Raw genomic sequence first — 19,635 nt, 5'->3', positions numbered from 1 at the left:
GCGCAGCCCCGGTCCGATCGAGCGAGCGGAGACCAAGCGAGCGCCTGAATGAATGCTAGGCGCTCGCTATAGAGGTGAGGAGCCGTTGGGGGAAGCGGAAAGCGCTTCCCAAGGCTGCTAGCGCACAGATGGTGCGGTGATCACGATCTCGGTGATGTCGCTGTCGCTGCGCTTGGCGGCGCGCTTGCGGCGCAGCGCGAGCCAGAGCACGGCGAGTGCTGCGACCTCGCAGGCCGCGCCAACAAAACCGAGCCAACTCGTATTGCCCAGGCGAATGCTCTGCTGTCCCAGCACCGAGCCCGCTGCGATGCCGATATACATAGCGGATGCGTTGAGCGAGAGCGCGATTACCACGCTGTCGGGCGCCATCGCGGCGAGCCGTGACATCTGAGAGGGATGCCCAGCCCAGCCCGCCGCGCTCCAGACCACCAAAATGACCGGGAGTATGAAGATCGCAGTGGTCGGCGGCAGCGTCACCGCGACGAGCGAGAAGGCGGCAAGCGCTCCAGCCAGGACGGTCAACACGATGGTGAGAGTGCGTTCGGGTCCGAAGCGGTCGCTGGCGATGCCGCCGAACTGGTTGCCCAGCGCGGATCCGATGCCCGACACGACGAGGGCCGCTCCGAGCCAGAGCCCGGTAATCCCGCCATGGTTGGCCAGGAACGGCGCGATATAGCCGTAGAGCGTGAAGGCCCCGGTGGTCCACAGCATGGTCGTCGCCAGCGCCAGCAGGATGTCGCCGCGACGCGCCACGGCGAGCCGTGCGGCCATGGTGCTGGCACCGCGCGGCAGGCCGATGGGCAATTTCCAGAGGATACCGATCAGCGCCAGCGTACCGAACAGTGCGACCAGCAGGAAGGCGAGGTGCCAGCCGCCAGCTGCCGCGGCTGCCGTACCCAACGGGACGCCGAGGATGAGCGCGACCGTCATGCCGCCCGTGACGAGCGCGATCGCCCGCGCCCGCCGCTCCGGCGGCACCAGCGTCACCGCCACCGCATTGGCGGCAGGCATGTAGACGCCGGCGGCCAGCGCCATGACGATTCGCGCCAGTATCAGATGCGAAAAGTCCGTGGCAAAGGCCCCGGCCAGGTTGGCGGCTGCGAAAACAACGAGCGAGCCGGCGAGGACGAATTTGCGCTCGATATTGCCGAGAAGCGTCGAGAGCACAGGCGACCCGATCGCATAGGCGATGGCGAAAGCAGTCAGCAACAGGCCGGCGGAGTCGACTGAGATTCCGAAGCCGGCCGCCAGGTTGGGCAGGATTCCGGTGACGATGAGGCTGCCGGTGCCGATGGCGAAAGCGCCGCCGGCCAGCCAGAGAAGACGTGCGTCCATCGGGCAGTCCTTCCATATCCGGTTTCCCGGAAATTCAATGATCATTGAACTTACGTTCGCAGATGCGAGATCGCAAGGGTAATTTCAATGAATGTTGAATATTGTCAGGAGCGCTGCGATCTCCTATCTCGGCAGGGTCATGAAACCGGTGTTCCATCCCGATATCGACGATATCGCCGCGGCCGATGTCTTCGCGGCCCTGGCCGATCCGATCAGGCTCGGCATCCTGGTCGCGCTTGCCGACGTGCCCGAGGTCGACAAGGCGCGCTGCAACAGCTTCACCGAATTCGCCTCGCCGTCGCTCTTGTCCTATCACTTCGCCAAGCTGCGCGAGGCCGGCATCACGCGGTTCCGCGTCGAAGGCACCTCGCGCTATCTTTCGATCAGGCGCGAGGACCTCGACCGCCGCTTCCCGGGCCTGCTCGACAGTGTGCTGGAGACGGCGCGGCGCGACCCCAACCTGCCGCGCTTGTCCGGCCCGCTGACGGTTTCCTGAGCAGACGCGGTCCGGGCTCAGCCGGAGCGCTGCGCTTTCCGGTACCCATTCCGGTTCATTGACTCGGTCTATGGGGGGTATAGCGTCGCTGCTTCCGCGATGGCGTCGAGCCGGTTCGCGTCAGAGCCGGCTACGCCCTATCCAGAGGAGCATGGCCATGCGTGAAGCCGACCCTCAGAAACTCGATGCGCTTGTCGGACGTCTGGTTGGTGATGTCGGAGCGTCGGTAACCGGCGCGCTCGTCGTCCTCGGCGACCAGCTCGGCCTCTACAAGGCGATGGCGGACGGCAAGCCGATGACCGCCGAGGACCTCGCCGCCAAGACCGGCTTCAAGGAGCGCTATGTCCGGGAGTGGCTCTCGGCGCAGGCGGCTGCCGAATATATCGACTACGACGCCGACACCGACAGTTTCAGCCTCTCCGCCGAACAGGCGATGGCGTTTGCGGAGGAGGGCAGCCCCGCCTTCTTCGCCGGCGCCTTCGAGATCGTTCGGGCGATGTGGCTCGACGAGCCAAAAATCGCCGATGCCTTTCGGACCGGCGCCGGCGTGGGCTGGCACGAGCACAGCAAATGCCTGTTCCGCGGCACGGAGCGCTTTTTCCGGCCCGGCTACAACAGCAACCTCAACAACAGCTGGATCCCGGCGCTCGACGGGGTCAAAGCCAAGCTCGAAAAGGGTGCCCGCGTCGCCGATGTCGGCTGCGGCCATGGCGCTTCGACCGTGCTGATGGCGCAGGCCTACCCGAATTCGTATTTCTTCGGCTTCGATTACCACGGTCCGTCGATCGACCGGGCACGGGAGGCTGCGACCAAGGCGGGGGTCGAGGACCGGGTCGTCTTCGAGCAGGCCTCGGCCAAGACCTATCCGGCGCGGGGCTACGATCTCGTCGCGATGTTCGATTGCCTGCACGACATGGGTGACCCCGCTGGGGCTGGCCGTCACGTCAAGGAAACGCTTGCCGATGATGGCACCTGGATGATCGTCGAGCCTTTCGCCCATGACCAGCTCAAGGACAACCTCAATCCGGTCGGGCGGATCTTCTACGGGGCATCGACGATGATCTGCACGCCGGCTTCGCTGTCGCAGGAGGTCGGCCTCGGGCTCGGCGCCCAGGCCGGCGAGATGCGGCTGCGGAGGGTGGCGCTCGACGCCGGCTTCACCCGCTTCCGCCGCGCGACCGAGACGCCGTTCAACATGGTCTTCGAGGTCCGCGCCTGAGCGCGTGAGGCCAAACACGCGGCGGGCTCGTAAACTCGTCTTCGGCATGCCGGGTAACCGCATCGGATCAGATAGACCATCTGGCCCGATGCGGTTGCTCCTCGATGATGCGGCGGCTTTTTTCGAAAACCGCATCCCACTTTTCGGGCCGATGCTTTAAAGGCCCGGCATGTCTTTCAAGCAGTACCCGCCTTTCAAGCAGTACCCGCGCCGGTCCCGCCAGCTCATCGCTTATGTCTTCGCCGGCGGTATCACGGCCGTGGCGCATTACGCGCTATTGATCGGCCTGGTCGAGCTCGGCCATGTCGATCCGGTGCCGGCGACGCTGGCGGGCTTCGTGCTCGGCGCCATCGTCTCCTACACGCTGAATCGTTGGCTGACCTTTGACGCGACCCACAGCCACGCCCAGGCGACCTGGCGTTTCGCATTGATCGCAGCCGGAGGCTTCGTCCTGACCGGCGTGCTGATGCAGCTCTTCGTCGGCAAGCTCGGCTTGCCCTATCTGCCGATGCAGCTTGTCACCACGGGGATCGTGATGGTGTTCTCGTTCCTCGGGCACAAGTTCTTCAGCTTCGCCGACCGGGCGGAGTAGGGGGCGAAAGGCGCGTCAACGCATCTTGGCCTACGAACCGCCAAGCCTGTCACGGCTGGCAAGTCCTGCACGGCTGGCAAGTCCTGCACGGCTGGCAAGTCCGTCACGGTTGGTTGTGTTCGAAAGCGCGAATGCCCTCGGCACTATGATGGGATATCGCTCAAGGACTGACGTCCCGAAGCCAGATTCGCGAGCAGCGCGACGTGGATATTCAGCGCGTCGATGACCGTATACCCCGGGTTCTGCCCATCGAAAGCCAGATTGAGGTCGGTTCCGGCGAGAACGATCGCGTCAGCTCCGGCCGCGGTCATGCGCCTGCCTGCGTCGAGGAACAGCTCGCGCTGCGAGGTTGAGCATGTGCCGGCGACCGCAACGTCCTGGTAGGTTTGCCCGAGACGCTCGATCTCGTCGTCCAATGCCATGGCGTCCGTGCGAGCGAGCTGGCCGTAAAGGCGTGTGCGCATGACGACCCGCGTTCCGAGAAGGCCGATCCGCTTGATGCCCTGTTCAACGAAATAGGCGTCGAGCGGAGCGACGGCGGAGACGATCGGCAAGGGCGACAAGGCTGCCAGCTCATCCAGACAGAAATGCGCCCCCAGCGATGACAGAGCGACGCAATCGCAGCCTGCGTCCTTCAAGCGTGTGACAAGCGGAAGGAACGCCTGTGCCTGCTCGGCCCTGCGGTCGGCGAGATTGTTGCGGATCAGTTCCTGAATCTCGCCATGGGCGATCGTAAGCTCAAGCTTTGCGACGCCGAGCGCCGCGGCGGCAGCCGTCAGGCGCTGGTAGTAGACCACCGTCGCCGCAACGCCGATGCCCCCGATCAAACCGATATGCATGGGATATGTCCTTAATGTCCAAATCCTGGGGCGCGTTTCCTGCGGCGGCGAGCCAGAGCGTTTTCGAGCGAAGTGGATACCGGTTCGCGCGAAGAAAACGCGTTAAAACAAGGATCTAGAGCAGTGAACGATCCAATGGGATCGGAAACTGCTCCAGTGCTCAGGAGGTCGCTTTATCCGGCTGGGCCAGGCCGAGCTGGCCGAGGAAGGCGGTGAAGTCTCCAAAGAGTGCGTCCAGGCGCAGCAGCTTCGTTTCATCGCCATCGTGCCGAATGAGCGCCGGGACGCCGCTGGCGTGATGCGCGGCCATCAGGGTGCGGCCCTCCGTCATGCGCGCCTCGTCGGCCGCGAGCAGTTCGTCGCTGGGGTCGGCGAGTTCGGCCGCAGCAGCGGGCAGGTCGAGCCGCTCCAGGATGCCGAGGAGAACCGGCAGGGCTGTGATGTCCTGCCCCTCGACATAGCGTGCCTCCTGGATCGCCCGGAGCGTCTCCCGCTCGCGCTCGGGTGCATGCCGCGCAACCGTTGTCAGCGCCAGCGAGGCCGGGCCTGAATCGAGGAGATGGTCCGCTACAGTGAGCACTTGCCTGCGATAGGCCTCGGTGAAGCTCTGCCCGGTCATTTGCGCGATGCGCTGGTCGCTCGACCAGGCATAGGCCGCGAAGGCCTCGTCCATGCGTCGCACGCCCGAACCGGCGAACAGCCCGGTCGGCACCAGTCGCAGGGCGATCTCGCCATGGTCCGCCAGCGTCGCGATCATCGGCGTGGCCCCGTAGCACCAGCCGCAGAGCGGATCGAATAGGTAGTCGAGCTGGATCATCGCAGGTTCGCCTCTGTCGGAACCGCCATGCCGTTCAGATGGCATGTCGGCTGCATTCGTTTAACGCGGCCGAAAACGACGGATCGTTTTGTACGAACCTATCAGCCGGGACGCCTCGCCTCGAAGGTCATACGGTGTGGATTGTGGCCGAAATTCCTGGCCGGCGCGATGGCCTCGAAACCGGCCTGCGCGATCAGCGCCGTGATCTGCTCCGCCGCATAGGTCGAGAGCCCGTATTGCGCCCTGAGCTTGCGGTAGTCGGAAAAGGCGGTGCGCACGAGGCCGGCCAGCGCTGCCGCCAGAAACCCGCCGCGCCAGGCGAAGGCCAGGAGTTGCGAGGCGTCGGTGAGCGGGCTGACATCGGGCGGGATCACATCGGCGATGACGAGCTTGCCGCCCGGCTTGAGCTTGGCGAGCCAGGTGCGCAGCAGGGCAACGAGCTCCTCGCGGCTGAGATACTGGATCAGCGAATTCGCCACGACGAGGTCGAGCGTTGCCTCCGGCAGCGCCTCGACCTCCTCCGGCGAGACCACGGCGAGATGACCGATGCGTCCAAACATCGCGCGCAGCCGTTCGCGGACGTTCGGCGCCGCCTCGCAGAGATAGAGCTTGCCGCAGGCGGCGGCGACAAGGTCGGCGCTCAAGGCCTCGCCACAGCCATGGTCGAGCACGACGGCGTCGGAGGCCGGGATCTGCCCGACCAGATCCCTGGCGATCTGCCGGTAATGCAGCGCCTTGTGGCGCGGCGAAACGTAGATGGAATGCTCGCCGTTCCAGAAATCGCGCCAGGACATGGTCTCGCCGTTCGCCGCTTGCCGGCAGCCTCCTGCGGCCGGTCCCGCCACGACTAGAGCAGGATGCGGAAAAGTGGAAACCGGTTTTTCGCATTGATCCCGCTCTCACTCCGGGATGAGAGACGGATTCAGATGTCAGATGGGATCACTTCGTGTTCCATCTGACATCATCCGGCTCTCGGCCGATGGCGAAGCGTTTCGCAACTCCGCTTCGGGAGTCTCGGGGGCCTCCGCCTTGTCCTCGGCTGTGACCTCGTCGAGAAAGCGGATGCCGATCTCGCGCTTCTTGATCCAGATGAGGGCGGCCGGCGCGAAGATTTTGTCGTCGTCGTGATAGAAAAGCTCAAGCGGCAACGGCCGGTCGCTCTCCGGCTTCAACCGGGCACCGCTCGGCGACAGGTCGATGATGCGACACTCGACGAGGAAACGCTGCGAGGCGTCGAACAGCTTCGCCGAGCGCAGGCGCGAGCGCGAGCGCTTCGAGCTTCGTTTTTCCATGCGCGTTGCCTTCTTGCCGTTGCGCTTCGGCCCGAGAACCTGATCCAGTGGGGTTGCGCGAGGCTGGAGGCAGCGCCTCCGCGAGGCGGCGAGGGCGCGCGGCTTGCCAAGCGCGGCGCCGGCTCTAAGCTTCGAGCGAATCCGAGGGCGATGATGTTTTTGCTACCCAAGCTGTTGAAGCGCTTCGTCCGGCACGGCCGGCTGACCGTGATAACCCCTGACAACCAGCGCCATGTCTTCGGCTCCGGGCCGGCCGAGATCCTGTTCGCGGGCCAGATGAAGACGGCGCCGGCCGTCACCGTTCGCTTCCATGACGACAAGATCGAACGCGAGATCTTCCTCAATCCGGAGATGGCGCTGGCCGAAGGCTATATGGACGGCCGGATTGATTTCGAGGACGGCTCGTCGATCCACGATCTGCTGTCGCTGTTCTGGATGCAGCGCAAGGAGTTGCGCAAGCACCCGATCCAGAAGGTCGTCCGCAATATCCGCTTCCGCATCCGGCGCTTGCGCATGCACAATCCGCTCGGGCTCGCCGGCAAGAAGGTCAAGCACCACTACGACATCCCGACCGAGTTCTATAAGCTCTGGCTCGACGAGACGATGACCTATTCCTGTGCCTATTGGCACAGCCCCGAGGTCGGGCTGGAAGCTGCACAGAAGGCCAAGCTGCGCCACCTCGCGGCCAAGCTGAAGATCGAGCCGGGCATGACCGTGCTCGATATCGGCTCGGGCTGGGGCGAGCTCGCGATCTATCTCGCCAAGGCCTGCGGCGCGAAGGTGACGGGGCTCAACGTCTCGCCCGACCAGATGGCCGCCGCGCAGAAGCGTGCCGAGGCGGCGGGCGTCGGTGATGCCGTGACTTTCATCAACAAGGACTATCGCGAACTCAAGGGCAGTTTCGACCGTGTCGTCTCGGTCGGCATGATGGAGCATGTCGGCGTCGCGCATTACCTTGAATATTTCGAGGCCATTCGTGACCTGCTGACGCCGGACGGCATTGCGCTGGTGCACTGCATCGGCCGCGTCGGGCCGCCGGGCTTCACCGGGCCGTTCTTCGACAAATACATCTTCCCGGGCGGCTACGCGCCGGCGATGTCGGAGGTCTTCGCTGCGGTCGAGCAGACAGGCCTGTGGTCGTCGGATTGCGAGTTCTGGCGGCGGCACTACCACTGGACGCTCCATGCCTGGCGCGAGCGCTTCATGGCCCATCGGCCGGAGGTCGTGACGATGATGGGCGAGCGCTTCGCGCGGATGTGGGAGTTCTATCTCTCGGCCTGCGAGATCTCCTTCGACATTGGCGGCGACATGGTCTTCCAGCTCCTGCTCGGCCCGCATAAGAGCGCGGTGCCGGTGGTGCGCGACTACATCACGGATGCCGAGAAGGCGCTAGAAGCGCGGGGATTCTGAAGAAGGATATGTCTGGGCGCATCGACCCGTCCTGGCTCGTCTTCGACAGCGTCGAGAACGCCGAGCATGATCGTTGCGTCGATTGCTTCTCGCGTCCGGATGGCAGCCTCGGCTTCGAGGAATTCCGGCGCGACGTCGAGGATGGCGGCGCCTGGACGCCGGTGCAGCACTATTCCGGCCTGAGCTACAAGACCAAGGACGAGGCCCTGCTCGCGGCGCGCAAGGCCGTGGTCTGGCTTGCCGAAGCGCTGGAGCGTCGAACGCGCTGATCGATACGGCGACGCGGCGCTCAGTCGGGCGCCGCCTCCGAAAAATCCAGCGCCAGCAGCGCCTCGTCGAAAAACGTGCCATCGATGCGCAGCGCCTTCGATTCGATGCCATAGGGCTTGAAGCCGAGGCGTTCATAGAGGCGCAGCGCGACGCCGTCAGTATTTGCAGCGTCGCTTAGGCCGATTTGCCTCAGACGACGTAGTGACTCTGCTACCCGCTTTGCGTCGTCCGTCGAAAGAACGGCCTCGATCATAGAGGATCTCTCGAAGCCCTGTCGGGGGCCATGGAGGAACCTGTTTTGCTCCTACTGCCAGTGGAGCGGCTGCAGGCCGTCGGGACTGCTGCGTCCGCCCTAGGGGAGGAAACTCGGCATAGAGGGATCTTCCTGAGCCGGACAAATGTTCAAAACACAATTGCCCGCAAACAAGGCCAAAAGCCCATGTTCTATGCTTGATTTGTGCTTTGCGACCTGTTGTATTCTGGCGTTCCCGATTTCTTTGCTATCGCTCTGAGGAACCGCAACCAAGGCTGTTGTGTGCGCCGCAGCATGCCTCTTTCAAGTCGTGGGAGGGCTCGATGACCGATGTCGACCATCGTCAGGGCGGAGATGCGAGCGTGCCGGACGCGTTGCCCGACAATATTGTGCTGCTCTCCTCAGAAGCGATACAGAACATCGTCTACATCAAGGGGTCGCTCGTCTTTTCCGACGGCATGCCACACGATCTGGAACCTGAGATTCCAAAGCCCACGGAAGGCGGCACGTGGAAGCTCAACATGCCCGGCGCCCGGGTGAAGACCAGGCCGGTCGCGCAGTCCTTCAAGAATATCTGCGGCGGCGAGGATCATCTCTACAAGCTGGAGAAAATCGGCGATCGATCGCCGGAGGAGCTCAATTTCTATTTCGGCGTGGTCGTCACCTTCCTGATTGGCGACGAGACGTTCAACACCAACATCTATCTCGGCCAGGGTAGCTGGCTTCTCGCCAACAACTGGTGGATCGGCGGCGGCGCGATCGCCGCGCCGGACGGGAAAAGCGCGGTGCTCCCGCTCATCTCGCCGAGCGGACTGACAGCCCAGGTGTTCGAGCTCGGATGGCACACCGACAGCGGGTTCGCACTGAACGCTTGGTTCTGACCTTCGACTATTCCCTTCGAGTGAAGGAGACACCCCCATGCCTGAACAGGTCTTGAGCGCATCGCATCCGGAAGCGGTCGGAGGCGTCGAGCCCCATGACAACATGGTGTCGCTGACGAGCCCAAAGATCCTCAATGTCCAATATGTCAACAACAGCTTCCAGATCAGCGCCGGCCAGCCCGGCCCCGACCCCGACGGCCAGCCGCTCAAGATCAACCAGAACGGCTACACATGGGAGATCACGGTCGTCTGCGGGCGCCACAAGACCAGCCCGATCGCCCAGGCGTTCATCGCGGAATGCGAAGGCGAGGACCATATGTACAACCCCTCGGCTGGCGACCGGGTGCCGCGGGAGCTCAATTTCTTCTTCGGTCTCTATGTGACCATCGATATCGGCGCTGCGGCGACGCCCGACTTCGATGACAGGACGCCCTATACGATCCTCCTGTATACGGGCCAGGGCAGCAACTCGGACGGCAATAACTGGTGGGTCGGAAGCCCGGCGATCGCATATCGCGGTTCGGGCGCGCCGATCATTCCGGTGACGACCGAAGCGGCAACGATTCGCGAGATGTTCAATATCACCCACTCCAACAAGAATGCCTTCGGGCTGCAGCCATGGTTCGGCACGACCTATCGCATACCGGATCAGCCGGACTGGCTGAGTGGGCTGGCCCCGAGCATCCTCATCTCGGACATCAACCTTCCCGGCACGCATGACAGCGCCGCCGTCGGCGCGGGCGGGTTCTGGGATCCATGGTCATGTCATGAGCGCACGATCTACCAGCAGCTCATGAGCGGCATTCGCCTGCTCGACATCCGCCTATCCGTGTTCCAGGACGCTGGCGGCTTCTATTTCGGCACGGCACACGGGAAGGGGCCCGTCAGGGGAGACTTCGATCTCTTCGCCAGCGTGCTCGGCGAAATCATGCGGTTCCTCGATGAACATCCGGACGAATTTGTTGCCGCCATGCTCAAGATCGAGGATTGGGGCGGCTTCGAAAAGCAAAAAGGGCTGGTTTATGACGCTCTCGCCGCGCAGATCGACGACGTTCCCAAACTGATCAGCAGCGGATTGCCGACGCTGAAGGAGGTCCGCGGAAAGATCTATTTCCTGAATCGCCTCGAAGAGACGGAGCTGGACGACGAGCGCTTTGGCCCAACCATTCCGGCGCCTAAGCTGGATCCCAGCGGCCAGCATTTCGATGAGCGGCCGCCAACGCGGCTGTTTCCGCTCTACATCCAGGACCAGTATCAGTGGGTTCTTCCGTACCCGAGCCACGATGCGGAAAAGTTTCGCATCTGGCTCGCGGCGATGGGCCATGCGGAATCCGGTGAGCTTCTCGTGAACTTCGCCACCGCCGCGCAGGCGGCTGTTTTCAAGGTCCAGACCATCGGTTTCATCCTCAGCTATTTCGGGCAGCAGTCCGGCGAAAAGCGCCCGCGTAGCCTCGGCTGGTCGTTGTTCGATTTCGAGGACACGGCTTATCTGACGAGCACCTATGGGCCGATGACCATCACGCAGCTCATGATCGCGTCCAATTTCCGCTATTTCGAGTTTCCCGACGAGTTCAGCGTATCCGACAACGAAGGATGAGCATTCGCGCGCCTGGGACACGCATGATCGGCGCAACGGCGCGCGGTCTTCCCGAAGCCCACCTGGGATCCGGGACTTCCTCCCGACCATCGTCTCGCCGTCAGCGAACAGGCGCTGCAACTCGCGGCACTGCAGGCTGGGTGAGAGCGCAGGTGCAGGCGGGTCAATTTGTTCCGAGAGCGCACTCAATTCGTAGCAGCTCTGGCTGAGCAATCCCGACCAGCTCCGCTGGAACAGCCACTCTCGTCGAGGCTCGCCTTCCGCTTGAAGTTGACGATGTCGTGAGTATGAACCTTACGGATTAGATCTTCCGTAAACATCAAAAGTCGGTACCGTTTTTGCCAAGCGGCAGGATGGGGCTGAGCGTTCGATCAGCCATCCACCTGCTCGGCCTCCGAAAAATCCAGCGCCAGCAGCGCCTCGTCGAAAAGCGCGCCGTCGATGCGTAGCGCCTTCGATTCGATGCCGTAGGGTTTGAAGCCAAGCTGTTCATAGAGGCGCAGTGCGACGCTGTTGGTCGTCACGGCGCGCGCCTGCAGCACCAGCACATGCTGCGCCGCATGGGCTCTCACCGCCTCGACCAGAGCACGGGCGATACCGCGGCCGCGCCAGTCCGGTGCGAGATAGACGCCCCAGAGCGTGCCGCGATGCCGGTTCTTCTCGGAGTTCCCAGCGAGGAAACCCGCCATGCCGACCAGCTCCGCCTTCGCGAATGCCCCGAAGACGAGGCTCGGCGGGGCAGGCGTGATGCGCGCGATGAAGGCTGCGAGCGGGCGCGCCGCCTCGTCGGCATGGCTCGCGCCAAAGGCCTCGGGCGCCTGAAGCAACGCCTGGAGGCGCAAGGCCCGATAGGCTTCCGCGTCAGTGGCACTGACCTGCCTGATCGTGACGTCGCCTTCAGTCTCAGCCATGGCCGGCGACCTCCTGGGCCAGCGCCGCGAGCTTCGTCAGTGTCGTCCAGTTTCGCGCCGCGCCCTGCACGCCGAGATGCCCTTCGATCACGGCATTGGTCAGTTTCGAGCGGCCGATGCCCTCGCTGTAGTGCAGATAGAGGTCACGGCCGCGCAGGCCGATCTCCTCGGGCCCCTTATGCCAGGCGCGCAGGTGGTCGATTGCGCCTTTGGCCGGGGCCGCGTCGAGCGGCATCACCAGAAGCCAGTTCGGTTGGCGCTCTGCGGCCCGCAGCGGAGAATGCGTCAGGATGTCCTGCAGCTCGGCCTCGCTGCGGGCAATCACGCGCGGGCGCATCGGATGCGTGGCAGCGATCGCCTCTTCCAGCTTCAGGGCGATTGTGTCGCGCGCCTCGCCGTCATGGGAGGCGACGAGGTTGCCGCTCTGCAGCAGGGTCGCGGCATGGCGAAGGCCCAGCGGCGGGCAGAGCGCGCGCAGGGCCGCCATCTTGATGGTGCTGGCGCCGCCGAGATTGACGGCGCGCAGGAGGAATATCGTCACAGGCATGGCGGGGCAGTATCGCAGCCCCGCCGCCGGGTTGGAAGCGCGGCGTCAGCGCTTCAGATTGACGATGACGACGCCGCCCAGCGCCATCGCACCGCCGAGAATGCCGAGCAGGCTGGGCACTTCGCCGAGCCAGAGATAGCTGATCAGGAGCGAGACCGGCGGGGCGGCATAGAGCAGGTTCGAGGCGCGGCCCGCCGGCAGGCGCGAGAGCAGCGTCGTCCAGGTCGCGTAGGTGATCAGGCTCGGCACGATGGCGAGATAGAACATGGCGTAGAGGCTGGCTGTCGAGGCCGTCTGCGCCTGGGCGATGCCGCTGGGCAGGAAGGGCGAGAGCAGGAGGCCGCCGACCACCATGTTCCAGGCCGTCACCGTCAGCGGCTTGTGCTGAGCGAAGAGCGGCTTCTGCACGATGGTGGTGAGCGAGTTGCACAAAGCCGCGCCGAGCACGAGCAGCACGCCGATGCCGAGATCGAGCGCCGCGCCGTTCTGTCCGAAGGCAATCACCCCGACGCCGGCGAGCGAGATCGCGCTGCCGAGCCATTGGCTGCCGGTGAAACGCTCACCCAGCACCAGCATGGCGAGCGCTGCCGTGATGATCGGGTTGATGTTGATGATGAAGCTTGCTGCGCCTGCCGAGACAGTCTGCTGGCCGAGATTGAGCAGCACGGTATAGCCCGCGACGAAGACGAGCCCGCCGAAGCCGAAGCGCCAGGCGTCGCGCCATTCCGGCAGCTTTGGCCTGGTGACGGCAAGGAACAGCGCGGCCGGCACGGCGGCGATGGCGAAGCGCACGGCGCCGAGTTCGAGCGCCCCGAAGCCGCCAAGCGCGGCGCGGATCGCGGGGAAGGCCGAGGCCCAGGCGATGATCGTGAAGATCGCCAGCCCCAGCGTCGTCGAGTCGAAGGCGGACTTGGCGGGGATCGGCGCTGCGGCGCAGGCAACGGTCATGGCGAACCTCATCGAGGAGAGAGCATGACCCGCCATAGATACCTGCCCCAGCTGATTGACAAACGATGAATTCGAGGGCGAGCTGTGAGAATGGATCACAGCTCGAACCTTCCTCCGCTCGATACGCTGCGCGCTTTCGAGACCGCGGCGCGCACCGGCAGCTTCTCGGCTGCAGCGGAGGCGCTGAACCTGACCCATGGTGCGGTCAGCCGGCAGGTGGCCAAGCTGGAGCATTGGCTGGGCCTGCGCGTCTTCGAGCGGCAGGCGCGCGGCGTGGCGCTGACGCCGGAGGGCCAGCGCCTGCTCCAGCGCACGCAGGAGGCCTTCTCGCTGATCGCCGACACCTCGGATCGCTGGACCGAAGCGCGTGGCGCGGCCGTGGTGCGCTTCAGCGCGACGCCCTCCGTCTGCAGCCTCTGGCTGATGCCGCGCATGCGCCAGCTCGAGAGCGGCAATCCGGCCCTGCGCATCGTGCTGCAGGTCGACCACCGTCGTGTCGATCTCGACGATGAGGGCATCGACCTCGCCATTCGCTGCGGGCGCGGCGGCGCGCCCGGCCGCATCTCGGTGCAGCTTTTCGAGGAATGGTGCTATCCGATCGCCTCGCCGGAGCTCGCCCGGGCGATCGGGCAGGGCCGGCCGGAGCGCCTGCTGGCACATCCGCTGATCCATGATTCGGATGCAGCCGGCTGGCGTGCCTGGTTTGCGAGCCATGGGCTGGATTATCGCCCCCGCCCGCAGGATCGAAGGTTCGAGGACTATAATCTCGTGCTCGACGCTGCCGCCTGCGGGCTTGGGCTGGCTCTTGCCCGCCCGCCTCTGGCGCATGCCCAGGTCGAGGCGGGGCGGGTCGCGATGGTCGACCCCCGCACCGCACTGAACCCGGTCTCCTACTGGCTCGACCGCCCGCTCGGCCAGCCGCGCCCGGCCGCACTGGCGCTGGCGCTGCGGATCGCGAATGAGGCGGGGCTGTCTGCCGGCAAGCTCGCAGGGTTCCTGAAGATGGAGGCGAAGGCGGCGTGAGGGGCGACGCCTTGCTGCGGCTCTGACTGCCGCTTTCGCCCCATAGCGGACCTTGCGAAGGCTTGTTTTCGGGTTGCTCGTTGGCCAACGGCGCGCCGCGCCGATCTGCCGGAAATCCTGCGACGTCAGATGTAAGGCCAAGACCGTATGTCAGCTGAGAAGCCATCCAAGGCCAGATTCGTGAACCTCAGCCTTTCGAACCGATAGCTGACCTGAACAGTTCCAATTTGGCGGCCATGTCTTCAATCGCAACGGGTTTTGCGATCATACCCAACGATATACTCGCGTGTTTGGCGGCAACCTCGGTTTGGCCGGTGACAAAAATCGACGGGACTCCCTTGTTCAACAGCCATTTTGCCGCCTCAGGACCTGTGGCACCGTCGGCGAGATCGATATCGATCAATGCGCCGTCCATTACAATTTTGCTGAACGAAGCTTTGAGTTCCGCAAAGCTGCTCAACGAGCCGGCGAAGACATGACCGAGGTCTTCGATCATGGCTTCGACATGAAAAGCGATGAGGGGATTATCCTCCAGATAAAACAGCCGAAGGGGCACAATTGCAGTCATGGTCCCTCATGGTTTCTGCGCCAGGCGTGAAAGTGGCCCGCGCACGACGAAGCGAAAACCTTCGGGAGCGAACATGAATTCGGGGCGCTCTCCGAACACGCTCGTCAACGCCGAGCGCATATAGCGAGTTCCGTAGCCCACGCGTGATGGCTCGACGACGGGTGGCCCCCCGTGTTCGCTCCAGGTGATCGTCAGGACGGGATCGGGGTCGGAGGAGAGATCCCAGGTCAACGCAATCTGGCCCTCGGGATTGGACAAGGCTCCGTATTTTATCGCGTTTGTGGCAAGCTCATGCAGGCAAAGAGCTAATGTTGTGCCCACTCCGCGGGGCACCAAAATGTCGGGACCGCTCGTGTGAATTCCGGAGTGCCCTTCAGCCCGGTAAGGCGCGACCGTCGCGCCTATGATGTCCTTCAATTGTGCCTCTTCTCCACCTGCGTTGAAAACAACGGAATGGACGTTCGATAGCGCCGTCAGACGACCGGCAAAATCTCCCGCCAAGCCATCGACCGAACTCGCGCCACGACGCGTCATCTGGAAAATCGAAATCACGCTCGCGAGAATGTTCTTTACGCGATGATTGAGCTCGAGCCGCAGTTCCGTTTCTCGCTCGAGATAGTCCCGAACCTCACGCTGCCGGAACCGGGTCAGGAGCGCAGACTGGATACCGCTCACCAGTTCAAGCGCGGCTACGGGGCGTTGGTAAAACGTCTGGCGCGAACGAGGCCAGGCGCTGGCGAGCGCTGATTGGATACGGGATTGAGGCGCCGCGCGGTCGAGCAGGATGACAATCGGAATTTCCGACCAGTTCGGCTGGTCCTGCAGGAATTGTGCGATCACCTTGATCGCGACCGGATTGAGCGCCTCGTGCGTGACGACGAGGACGCCTGGAAACTCCGCGAGGCGATCTGGCAGTTCGGTCGCGGTCACTGCCTGGGCACGGATCCCATGCTCAAGCAGTAGCGACGCCATGTACGAGGCGTCTTTGCGATAGGGCGCCAAGATTAGCACCCAGTCGAGCATTCCAATACTATTTTGCGCAAAGACGCTCACGCGTCGGGTAGGGGATTATAGGAAACAACCGAGATGCCGCTGCTTGCGATAAGGAGCTCCCGGACATCGAGATCGTGCGGGCCGTGTCGCTTTTTGACAACCGTGATGCTCCGCCTGAGCCGGCCTTCATGCTCACTGATACGAAGCAGAAGCACCGTATCGCCGAGAAAGCTGACGTCGACATCGATTCCGATATTTTGCCCCAGCAGCCCGTGCTGTGCGACGATGAGCATCGTCAAGACATTCGCGCGCGCGAGATGTTTCAGAAGTGACTGGATATCTCGCACGGCCTTGTCGCGATGCGGCAACGAGTTGAGATACCCGGTGAAGCTATCGATTACGACGACACGCGTCTTGTTTTCAGCGACAACCCGCTGAACAATTTGACCGAACTCGCCCGGCGAAATTTCGTTGGGACTAAAATCGCAAATGACGAGTTGGCCATCCTTGTGAAACTGGCGAAGGTCCATGCCGAGACCTTCCGAGCGCCGAAAGAAGGTTTCGAGCCGCTCCTCAAACAAGAAGAGAGCGACGCTTTCGCCTCGCTGTAGGGCGGCTGTCGCGTAAAGCGATGACATCGTGGATTTGCCAGTGCCGGACTGACCGATGACGAGCGTGATCGTTCCCGATTCCTGCCCGCCGCCGAACATTTCATCAAGCGCTTCGACCCCCGATTTGATGAGCTGCGGCTTGACGACCTCGACCGCCGAACCCGGAACAATCCTGGGAAACACCACGACGCCCTCGCCCTCGCGAATGGCCATGTCATGGTAGCCGTCCGCGAAAGCCACGCCCCGCATCTTGCTGACCTCGATGCGCCGCCGCACCGCTCCGTACTCTTCGAGCGACTTGTCAAAACGGATCACGCCGTGCGCAATGCCCTCGATTTCTTCGCCGCTCCGCTCCCCGCCATTGGTCTGGGTATCCAGCAGCAGGGCGACGATGCCCTTCTTGGCCAAAAACGCCTTGAAGCCGATGAGTTCACGCCGAAAACGCGGGGTGTCCCCGGTAATCAGCCGGATTTCGAGCAGGGAATCGTACACGAGCCGCTCGGGTTTATGTTCCTCGATTGCGCGCTCGATCGCCATTCGCGTTTCGTCCAGCCGAAGTTCAGCCGTCTGGAAAATAGTTTGGTCCGCGGTGCCGTTGACCGCTTCGGAGGCTGAGAGTTCCTCAACGCGGATGCCATCGAGCGTCCAGCCATGCGAAAGGGCGATCGATTGGAGTTCCGAGGCAGTCTGCGAAAGGCTGACATAGATGCAGCGCTCTCCCGCATCGACGCCGGCGCGCAAAAACTGCAGGGCCGCGGTTGTCTTGCCCGCTCCTGGAGCGCCTTGCATGATATAAAGATTAGAAGCGGGGAGACCGCCGCGAAGGATTTCGTCAAGACCGACAATACCGGAACTTACGACGAGCTGCTTTTTCCGTTTTGCCATGACCGCCTTTTCGCGTTTTGGAGAGAGCCGACGCCGCGCGATGCCGAAGCAAGAATAATCTCGGGGTGCGTATGGTCATTCCGGGGTCGCTTGCAGCCTCACAGCATCAAACACGATTCTCGCCTATGTCTTTTGACATGTTCGCGGGAACGGCGTCCGTTTTTTGTTCCTACGACGCGCAGCGAGGAGCCTGGAACCCGCCCGTAGCCGAGACAACGCGACAGCGACATGAATTGGTCATCGGCGATGAGCATTCTGTCGTGCATGCGAACCGGCGGATTTCGGCCTATTTCGCGCAATAGCGGCTGCGCTTGGCAGGTGTGGCGCATGATGCACGCCATCTGGTGCGAGGCTGGCTGTGCCCGTCAGCGCATCGGGAAAAGCGGCGCGCCGGCTGCAACCCTGGTTCCGATCAAGGCGTCGGGGGAGGCCGGCGCTGAATAGCCCCCATCTTTGCCGAGTTTCTTGCTCAGCCTTCGGCTGGCTGCCGGGAGCAGCGGGACGATGCATTCCGCTATCGTCTGGAGCGCGCCGGCAAGGCTGAACAGGCAGCGATGGAGCTTGGCGAGGTTAGCAGTGGCATCGCCGGAATTCTGGCCGGAATCCTGCCCTGAAGTCGCTTTCCTTGCCAGGACCCAGGGCTCTTCCTCGGATACATAGCGATTGGCCTCGGCGATGAAGAGCCAGAGTGCGTCGAGCGCATGGTCGAAGGCGAAGGCCTGCAGATGCCCGGTGACCGTGGCGTTCAGGCCCTGGCCTGCCTTCAAGAGCCTGTCGGTTGCCGCGAACCCGTCCGGCGGCGCTGGCAGGATCCCGCCGCAATAGCGTTCGATCATGCTGAGGACGCGATGCGCCAGGTTGCCGAGCTGTCCCGCGAGTTCGGATTCATAGGCTTGCCGGAAGCGTTCGTGCGAGAAGTCGCCGTCGCCGGTCGAGCGGATATGGCGCAGCAGGTAGTAGCGCAGCGCATCCGTGCCGAGCTCCGCCGCGAGCGGAACCGGATCGATCGCGTTGCCGGCGGATTTGCCGATCTTGCGACCTTCGAGCGTGACATAGCCATGGACGAGAATGCGCGTCGGAACGGGTAGGCCGGCGGAGAGCAGCATGGCCGGCCAATAGACGGCGTGGAAGCGGGTGATGCCCTTTCCAATGACATGCTCGCGGGAGGCAGAACCTGTCCAGTAGCGGGAGAGAAGAGCCTCATCGCTTCCGTAGCCCAGCCCCGTGACATAGCTGCCGAGCGCGTCGAACCAGACATAGATCACCTGTTCGGGGTCGCCGGGCACGGAAATGCCCCATCCACCGGCTCGCGCTGCGCTGCGTGAGATGCTGAAATCCGTGAGCCCCTGCTCGATCCAGGCGAGAACCTCGTTGCGGCGGCTTTCCGGGACGATCTCGATTTCGCCGCGTGCATAGAGGCTGCGGAGGCGATCTCGGTAGCGCGACAGCCGGAAGAACCAATTCTCTTCCTCGACCGTTTCGGGGATCGTGCCGTGCTCGGGGCAGCGTCCGTCGTGAAGGTCGTCCACCCCGTAGAACTGCTCGCACCCCGTGCAATAGAGGCCGCGATAGGCGCTCTTGTAGATGTCGCCATTGTCGCAGCAGGCTTTCCATAGATGTTCGGTGCCCGCCTTGTGTCGAGCGTCGGCGCTGGTGCGGACGAAATCGTCGAAGGAAAGGTCGAGGCTGTCCTTCAGGGCGAGGAAACGCAGGGCGTTGCGTTGGACGAGTTCCGCGACCGGGATGCCCGCGAGGTTGGCGGCCTGGACGTTCTTGATGCTGTTCTCGTCGGTCCCCGCCTGGAAGCGCACCTCATCGCCCGATTGCCGATAGAAGCGGGCCAAGGCATCTGCCTGCACCATCTCCAGCGCGAAACCGACATGAGGCGCGGCGTTCACATAAGGGATGGCGGTGGTGATGTAGCGGTGAGGGCTTGCGTCTGGATCAGGAGTTTCGATCGGCATTTCTGGAATCCTCGCTCGAGATGAGGCGGCGATTCCGGAAATAAAAAAGCCGCTTCGGGTGGAAGCGGCTCAGGCGTGTCGGACGTTTTGATCAAGTCACATGCCGAAGGGGACCGCTCCCGGTTTGCAGGGCGGCATCATCATAGCGGACGCGATGAACGGCGCGGAATTGATCATGGAGCGA

The 19,635-nt window shown here is 63.4% G+C and carries 21 protein-coding genes; 8 read left to right on the top strand and 13 right to left on the bottom strand.

Features of this window, described 5'->3' with window-relative positions; translation table 11 throughout:
• Positions 1-117: 117 nt before the first annotated feature.
• Positions 118-1,335 (bottom strand): MFS transporter, encoded by a 1,218-nt coding sequence (locus BHK69_RS26230; protein WP_069692673.1) that lies wholly within the window; start codon positions 1,333-1,335, stop codon positions 118-120.
• A 91-nt stretch (positions 1,336-1,426) separates the two neighbouring features.
• Here BHK69_RS26230 and BHK69_RS26225 point away from each other — a divergent pair, with 91 nt between their 5' ends.
• From BHK69_RS26225 to BHK69_RS26215, 3 genes are all read left to right on the top strand, one after another.
• Positions 1,427-1,831, top strand: coding sequence for an ArsR/SmtB family transcription factor (locus BHK69_RS26225; protein ID WP_244548329.1), 405 nt, complete (start codon positions 1,427-1,429; stop codon positions 1,829-1,831).
• 157 nt (positions 1,832-1,988) lie between these two features.
• Complete coding sequence (locus tag BHK69_RS26220) at positions 1,989-3,050, top strand: class I SAM-dependent methyltransferase (RefSeq protein WP_069692672.1); 1,062 nt, start codon at positions 1,989-1,991, stop codon at positions 3,048-3,050.
• 169 nt (positions 3,051-3,219) lie between these two features.
• The gene (locus BHK69_RS26215) at positions 3,220-3,642 is read left to right on the top strand and encodes a GtrA family protein (protein ID WP_069692671.1); all 423 of its coding nucleotides are present in this window, start codon (positions 3,220-3,222) and stop codon (positions 3,640-3,642) included.
• 143 nt (positions 3,643-3,785) lie between these two features.
• Here the strand turns inward: BHK69_RS26215 and BHK69_RS26210 are convergent, their stop codons facing one another.
• From BHK69_RS26210 to BHK69_RS26195, 4 genes are all read right to left on the bottom strand, one after another.
• Positions 3,786-4,481: an aspartate/glutamate racemase family protein gene (locus BHK69_RS26210; protein ID WP_069692670.1), complete on the bottom strand. Its 696-nt coding sequence runs from the start codon at positions 4,479-4,481 to the stop codon at positions 3,786-3,788.
• A gap of 160 nt (positions 4,482-4,641) precedes the next feature.
• Positions 4,642-5,298 (bottom strand): DsbA family protein, encoded by a 657-nt coding sequence (locus tag BHK69_RS26205; RefSeq protein ID WP_069692669.1) that lies wholly within the window; start codon positions 5,296-5,298, stop codon positions 4,642-4,644.
• 101 nt (positions 5,299-5,399) lie between these two features.
• The gene (locus tag BHK69_RS26200) at positions 5,400-6,092 is read right to left on the bottom strand and encodes a class I SAM-dependent methyltransferase (protein ID WP_069692668.1); all 693 of its coding nucleotides are present in this window, start codon (positions 6,090-6,092) and stop codon (positions 5,400-5,402) included.
• A gap of 135 nt (positions 6,093-6,227) precedes the next feature.
• Positions 6,228-6,590 (bottom strand): PilZ domain-containing protein, encoded by a 363-nt coding sequence (locus BHK69_RS26195; RefSeq protein ID WP_069692667.1) that lies wholly within the window; start codon positions 6,588-6,590, stop codon positions 6,228-6,230.
• A gap of 153 nt (positions 6,591-6,743) precedes the next feature.
• On the opposite strand from BHK69_RS26195, the gene BHK69_RS26190 reads away from it, so the two are divergent.
• Positions 6,744-8,000 (top strand): SAM-dependent methyltransferase, encoded by a 1,257-nt coding sequence (locus BHK69_RS26190; RefSeq protein ID WP_069693977.1) that lies wholly within the window; start codon positions 6,744-6,746, stop codon positions 7,998-8,000.
• Between the two features lie 8 nt (positions 8,001-8,008).
• Positions 8,009-8,269, top strand: coding sequence for a hypothetical protein (locus BHK69_RS26185; protein ID WP_069692666.1), 261 nt, complete (start codon positions 8,009-8,011; stop codon positions 8,267-8,269).
• 20 nt (positions 8,270-8,289) lie between these two features.
• On the opposite strand, the gene BHK69_RS26180 is transcribed toward BHK69_RS26185, so the two are convergent.
• The gene (locus tag BHK69_RS26180; RefSeq protein ID WP_069692665.1) at positions 8,290-8,523 is read right to left on the bottom strand and encodes a GNAT family N-acetyltransferase; all 234 of its coding nucleotides are present in this window, start codon (positions 8,521-8,523) and stop codon (positions 8,290-8,292) included.
• A 323-nt stretch (positions 8,524-8,846) separates the two neighbouring features.
• Between BHK69_RS26180 and BHK69_RS26175 the strand changes: the two genes are divergently transcribed.
• The gene (locus tag BHK69_RS26175; protein WP_069692664.1) at positions 8,847-9,404 is read left to right on the top strand and encodes a hypothetical protein; all 558 of its coding nucleotides are present in this window, start codon (positions 8,847-8,849) and stop codon (positions 9,402-9,404) included.
• A gap of 316 nt (positions 9,405-9,720) precedes the next feature.
• On the top strand, positions 9,721-11,001 hold the full coding sequence (locus tag BHK69_RS26170; protein WP_148663595.1) for a PI-PLC domain-containing protein: 1,281 nt from the start codon (positions 9,721-9,723) through the stop codon (positions 10,999-11,001).
• 371 nt (positions 11,002-11,372) lie between these two features.
• Here the strand turns inward: BHK69_RS26170 and BHK69_RS26165 are convergent, their stop codons facing one another.
• The 3 genes from BHK69_RS26165 to BHK69_RS26155 are packed head-to-tail and all read right to left on the bottom strand — an operon-like array spanning position 11,373 to position 13,407.
• Positions 11,373-11,912: a GNAT family N-acetyltransferase gene (locus BHK69_RS26165; protein WP_069692662.1), complete on the bottom strand. Its 540-nt coding sequence runs from the start codon at positions 11,910-11,912 to the stop codon at positions 11,373-11,375.
• On the bottom strand, positions 11,905-12,459 hold the full coding sequence (locus BHK69_RS26160) for a DUF1697 domain-containing protein (protein ID WP_069692661.1): 555 nt from the start codon (positions 12,457-12,459) through the stop codon (positions 11,905-11,907). Before BHK69_RS26160 ends, BHK69_RS26165 begins: the two co-directional genes overlap by 8 nt.
• A gap of 45 nt (positions 12,460-12,504) precedes the next feature.
• On the bottom strand, positions 12,505-13,407 hold the full coding sequence (locus tag BHK69_RS26155) for a DMT family transporter (RefSeq protein ID WP_069692660.1): 903 nt from the start codon (positions 13,405-13,407) through the stop codon (positions 12,505-12,507).
• Positions 13,408-13,497: 90 nt separating this feature from the next.
• Here BHK69_RS26155 and BHK69_RS26150 point away from each other — a divergent pair, with 90 nt between their 5' ends.
• Positions 13,498-14,430, top strand: a complete 933-nt coding sequence (locus BHK69_RS26150) for a LysR substrate-binding domain-containing protein (RefSeq protein WP_069692659.1) — start codon at positions 13,498-13,500, stop codon at positions 14,428-14,430.
• Between the two features lie 187 nt (positions 14,431-14,617).
• Here BHK69_RS26150 and BHK69_RS26145 read toward each other — a convergent pair whose 3' ends face one another.
• The 4 genes from BHK69_RS26145 to BHK69_RS26130 form a co-directional block, all read right to left on the bottom strand.
• Positions 14,618-14,998: a response regulator gene (locus BHK69_RS26145; RefSeq protein WP_069692658.1), complete on the bottom strand. Its 381-nt coding sequence runs from the start codon at positions 14,996-14,998 to the stop codon at positions 14,618-14,620.
• A gap of 6 nt (positions 14,999-15,004) precedes the next feature.
• On the bottom strand, positions 15,005-16,021 hold the full coding sequence (locus BHK69_RS26140; RefSeq protein ID WP_069692657.1) for a sensor histidine kinase: 1,017 nt from the start codon (positions 16,019-16,021) through the stop codon (positions 15,005-15,007).
• Between the two features lie 26 nt (positions 16,022-16,047).
• Positions 16,048-17,487 (bottom strand): ATPase domain-containing protein, encoded by a 1,440-nt coding sequence (locus BHK69_RS26135; protein ID WP_069692656.1) that lies wholly within the window; start codon positions 17,485-17,487, stop codon positions 16,048-16,050.
• 365 nt (positions 17,488-17,852) lie between these two features.
• Positions 17,853-19,451 carry a methionine--tRNA ligase gene (locus BHK69_RS26130; protein ID WP_069692655.1) on the bottom strand — a complete coding sequence of 533 codons (1,599 nt, stop codon included), beginning with the start codon at positions 19,449-19,451 and terminating at the stop codon, positions 17,853-17,855.
• Positions 19,452-19,635 lie beyond the last annotated feature (184 nt).

This window comes from Bosea vaviloviae, assembly GCF_001741865.1.
Taxonomy (GTDB): domain Bacteria; phylum Pseudomonadota; class Alphaproteobacteria; order Rhizobiales; family Beijerinckiaceae; genus Allobosea; species Allobosea vaviloviae.
Note: the sequence above shows the minus strand (reverse complement) of the source record. Positions and strands in the feature narration are given on the sequence as shown.

What these genes read in the sequence shown, in the direction of transcription:
- BHK69_RS26175 (WP_069692664.1), top strand. Translation starts at nt 8,847, where the DNA reads ATGACCGATGTCGACCATCGTCAGGGCGGAGATGCGAGCGTGCCGGAC.
- BHK69_RS26185 (WP_069692666.1), top strand. Translation starts at nt 8,009, where the DNA reads ATGTCTGGGCGCATCGACCCGTCCTGGCTCGTCTTCGACAGCGTCGAG.
- BHK69_RS26135 (WP_069692656.1), bottom strand. Translation starts at nt 17,487, where the DNA reads ATGGCAAAACGGAAAAAGCAGCTCGTCGTAAGTTCCGGTATTGTCGGT.
- BHK69_RS26130 (WP_069692655.1), bottom strand. Translation starts at nt 19,451, where the DNA reads ATGCCGATCGAAACTCCTGATCCAGACGCAAGCCCTCACCGCTACATC.
- BHK69_RS26165 (WP_069692662.1), bottom strand. Translation starts at nt 11,912, where the DNA reads ATGGCTGAGACTGAAGGCGACGTCACGATCAGGCAGGTCAGTGCCACT.
- BHK69_RS26160 (WP_069692661.1), bottom strand. Translation starts at nt 12,459, where the DNA reads ATGCCTGTGACGATATTCCTCCTGCGCGCCGTCAATCTCGGCGGCGCC.
- BHK69_RS26145 (WP_069692658.1), bottom strand. Translation starts at nt 14,998, where the DNA reads ATGACTGCAATTGTGCCCCTTCGGCTGTTTTATCTGGAGGATAATCCC.
- BHK69_RS26205 (WP_069692669.1), bottom strand. Translation starts at nt 5,298, where the DNA reads ATGATCCAGCTCGACTACCTATTCGATCCGCTCTGCGGCTGGTGCTAC.
- BHK69_RS26170 (WP_148663595.1), top strand. Translation starts at nt 9,721, where the DNA reads ATGTACAACCCCTCGGCTGGCGACCGGGTGCCGCGGGAGCTCAATTTC.
- BHK69_RS26190 (WP_069693977.1), top strand. Translation starts at nt 6,744, where the DNA reads ATGTTTTTGCTACCCAAGCTGTTGAAGCGCTTCGTCCGGCACGGCCGG.
- BHK69_RS26220 (WP_069692672.1), top strand. Translation starts at nt 1,989, where the DNA reads ATGCGTGAAGCCGACCCTCAGAAACTCGATGCGCTTGTCGGACGTCTG.
- BHK69_RS26210 (WP_069692670.1), bottom strand. Translation starts at nt 4,481, where the DNA reads ATGCATATCGGTTTGATCGGGGGCATCGGCGTTGCGGCGACGGTGGTC.
- BHK69_RS26155 (WP_069692660.1), bottom strand. Translation starts at nt 13,407, where the DNA reads ATGACCGTTGCCTGCGCCGCAGCGCCGATCCCCGCCAAGTCCGCCTTC.
- BHK69_RS26140 (WP_069692657.1), bottom strand. Translation starts at nt 16,021, where the DNA reads ATGCTCGACTGGGTGCTAATCTTGGCGCCCTATCGCAAAGACGCCTCG.
- BHK69_RS26225 (WP_244548329.1), top strand. Translation starts at nt 1,427, where the DNA reads ATGTTGAATATTGTCAGGAGCGCTGCGATCTCCTATCTCGGCAGGGTC.
- BHK69_RS26200 (WP_069692668.1), bottom strand. Translation starts at nt 6,092, where the DNA reads ATGTCCTGGCGCGATTTCTGGAACGGCGAGCATTCCATCTACGTTTCG.
- BHK69_RS26180 (WP_069692665.1), bottom strand. Translation starts at nt 8,523, where the DNA reads ATGATCGAGGCCGTTCTTTCGACGGACGACGCAAAGCGGGTAGCAGAG.
- BHK69_RS26150 (WP_069692659.1), top strand. Translation starts at nt 13,498, where the DNA reads ATGGATCACAGCTCGAACCTTCCTCCGCTCGATACGCTGCGCGCTTTC.
- BHK69_RS26215 (WP_069692671.1), top strand. Translation starts at nt 3,220, where the DNA reads ATGTCTTTCAAGCAGTACCCGCCTTTCAAGCAGTACCCGCGCCGGTCC.
- BHK69_RS26230 (WP_069692673.1), bottom strand. Translation starts at nt 1,335, where the DNA reads ATGGACGCACGTCTTCTCTGGCTGGCCGGCGGCGCTTTCGCCATCGGC.
- BHK69_RS26195 (WP_069692667.1), bottom strand. Translation starts at nt 6,590, where the DNA reads ATGGAAAAACGAAGCTCGAAGCGCTCGCGCTCGCGCCTGCGCTCGGCG.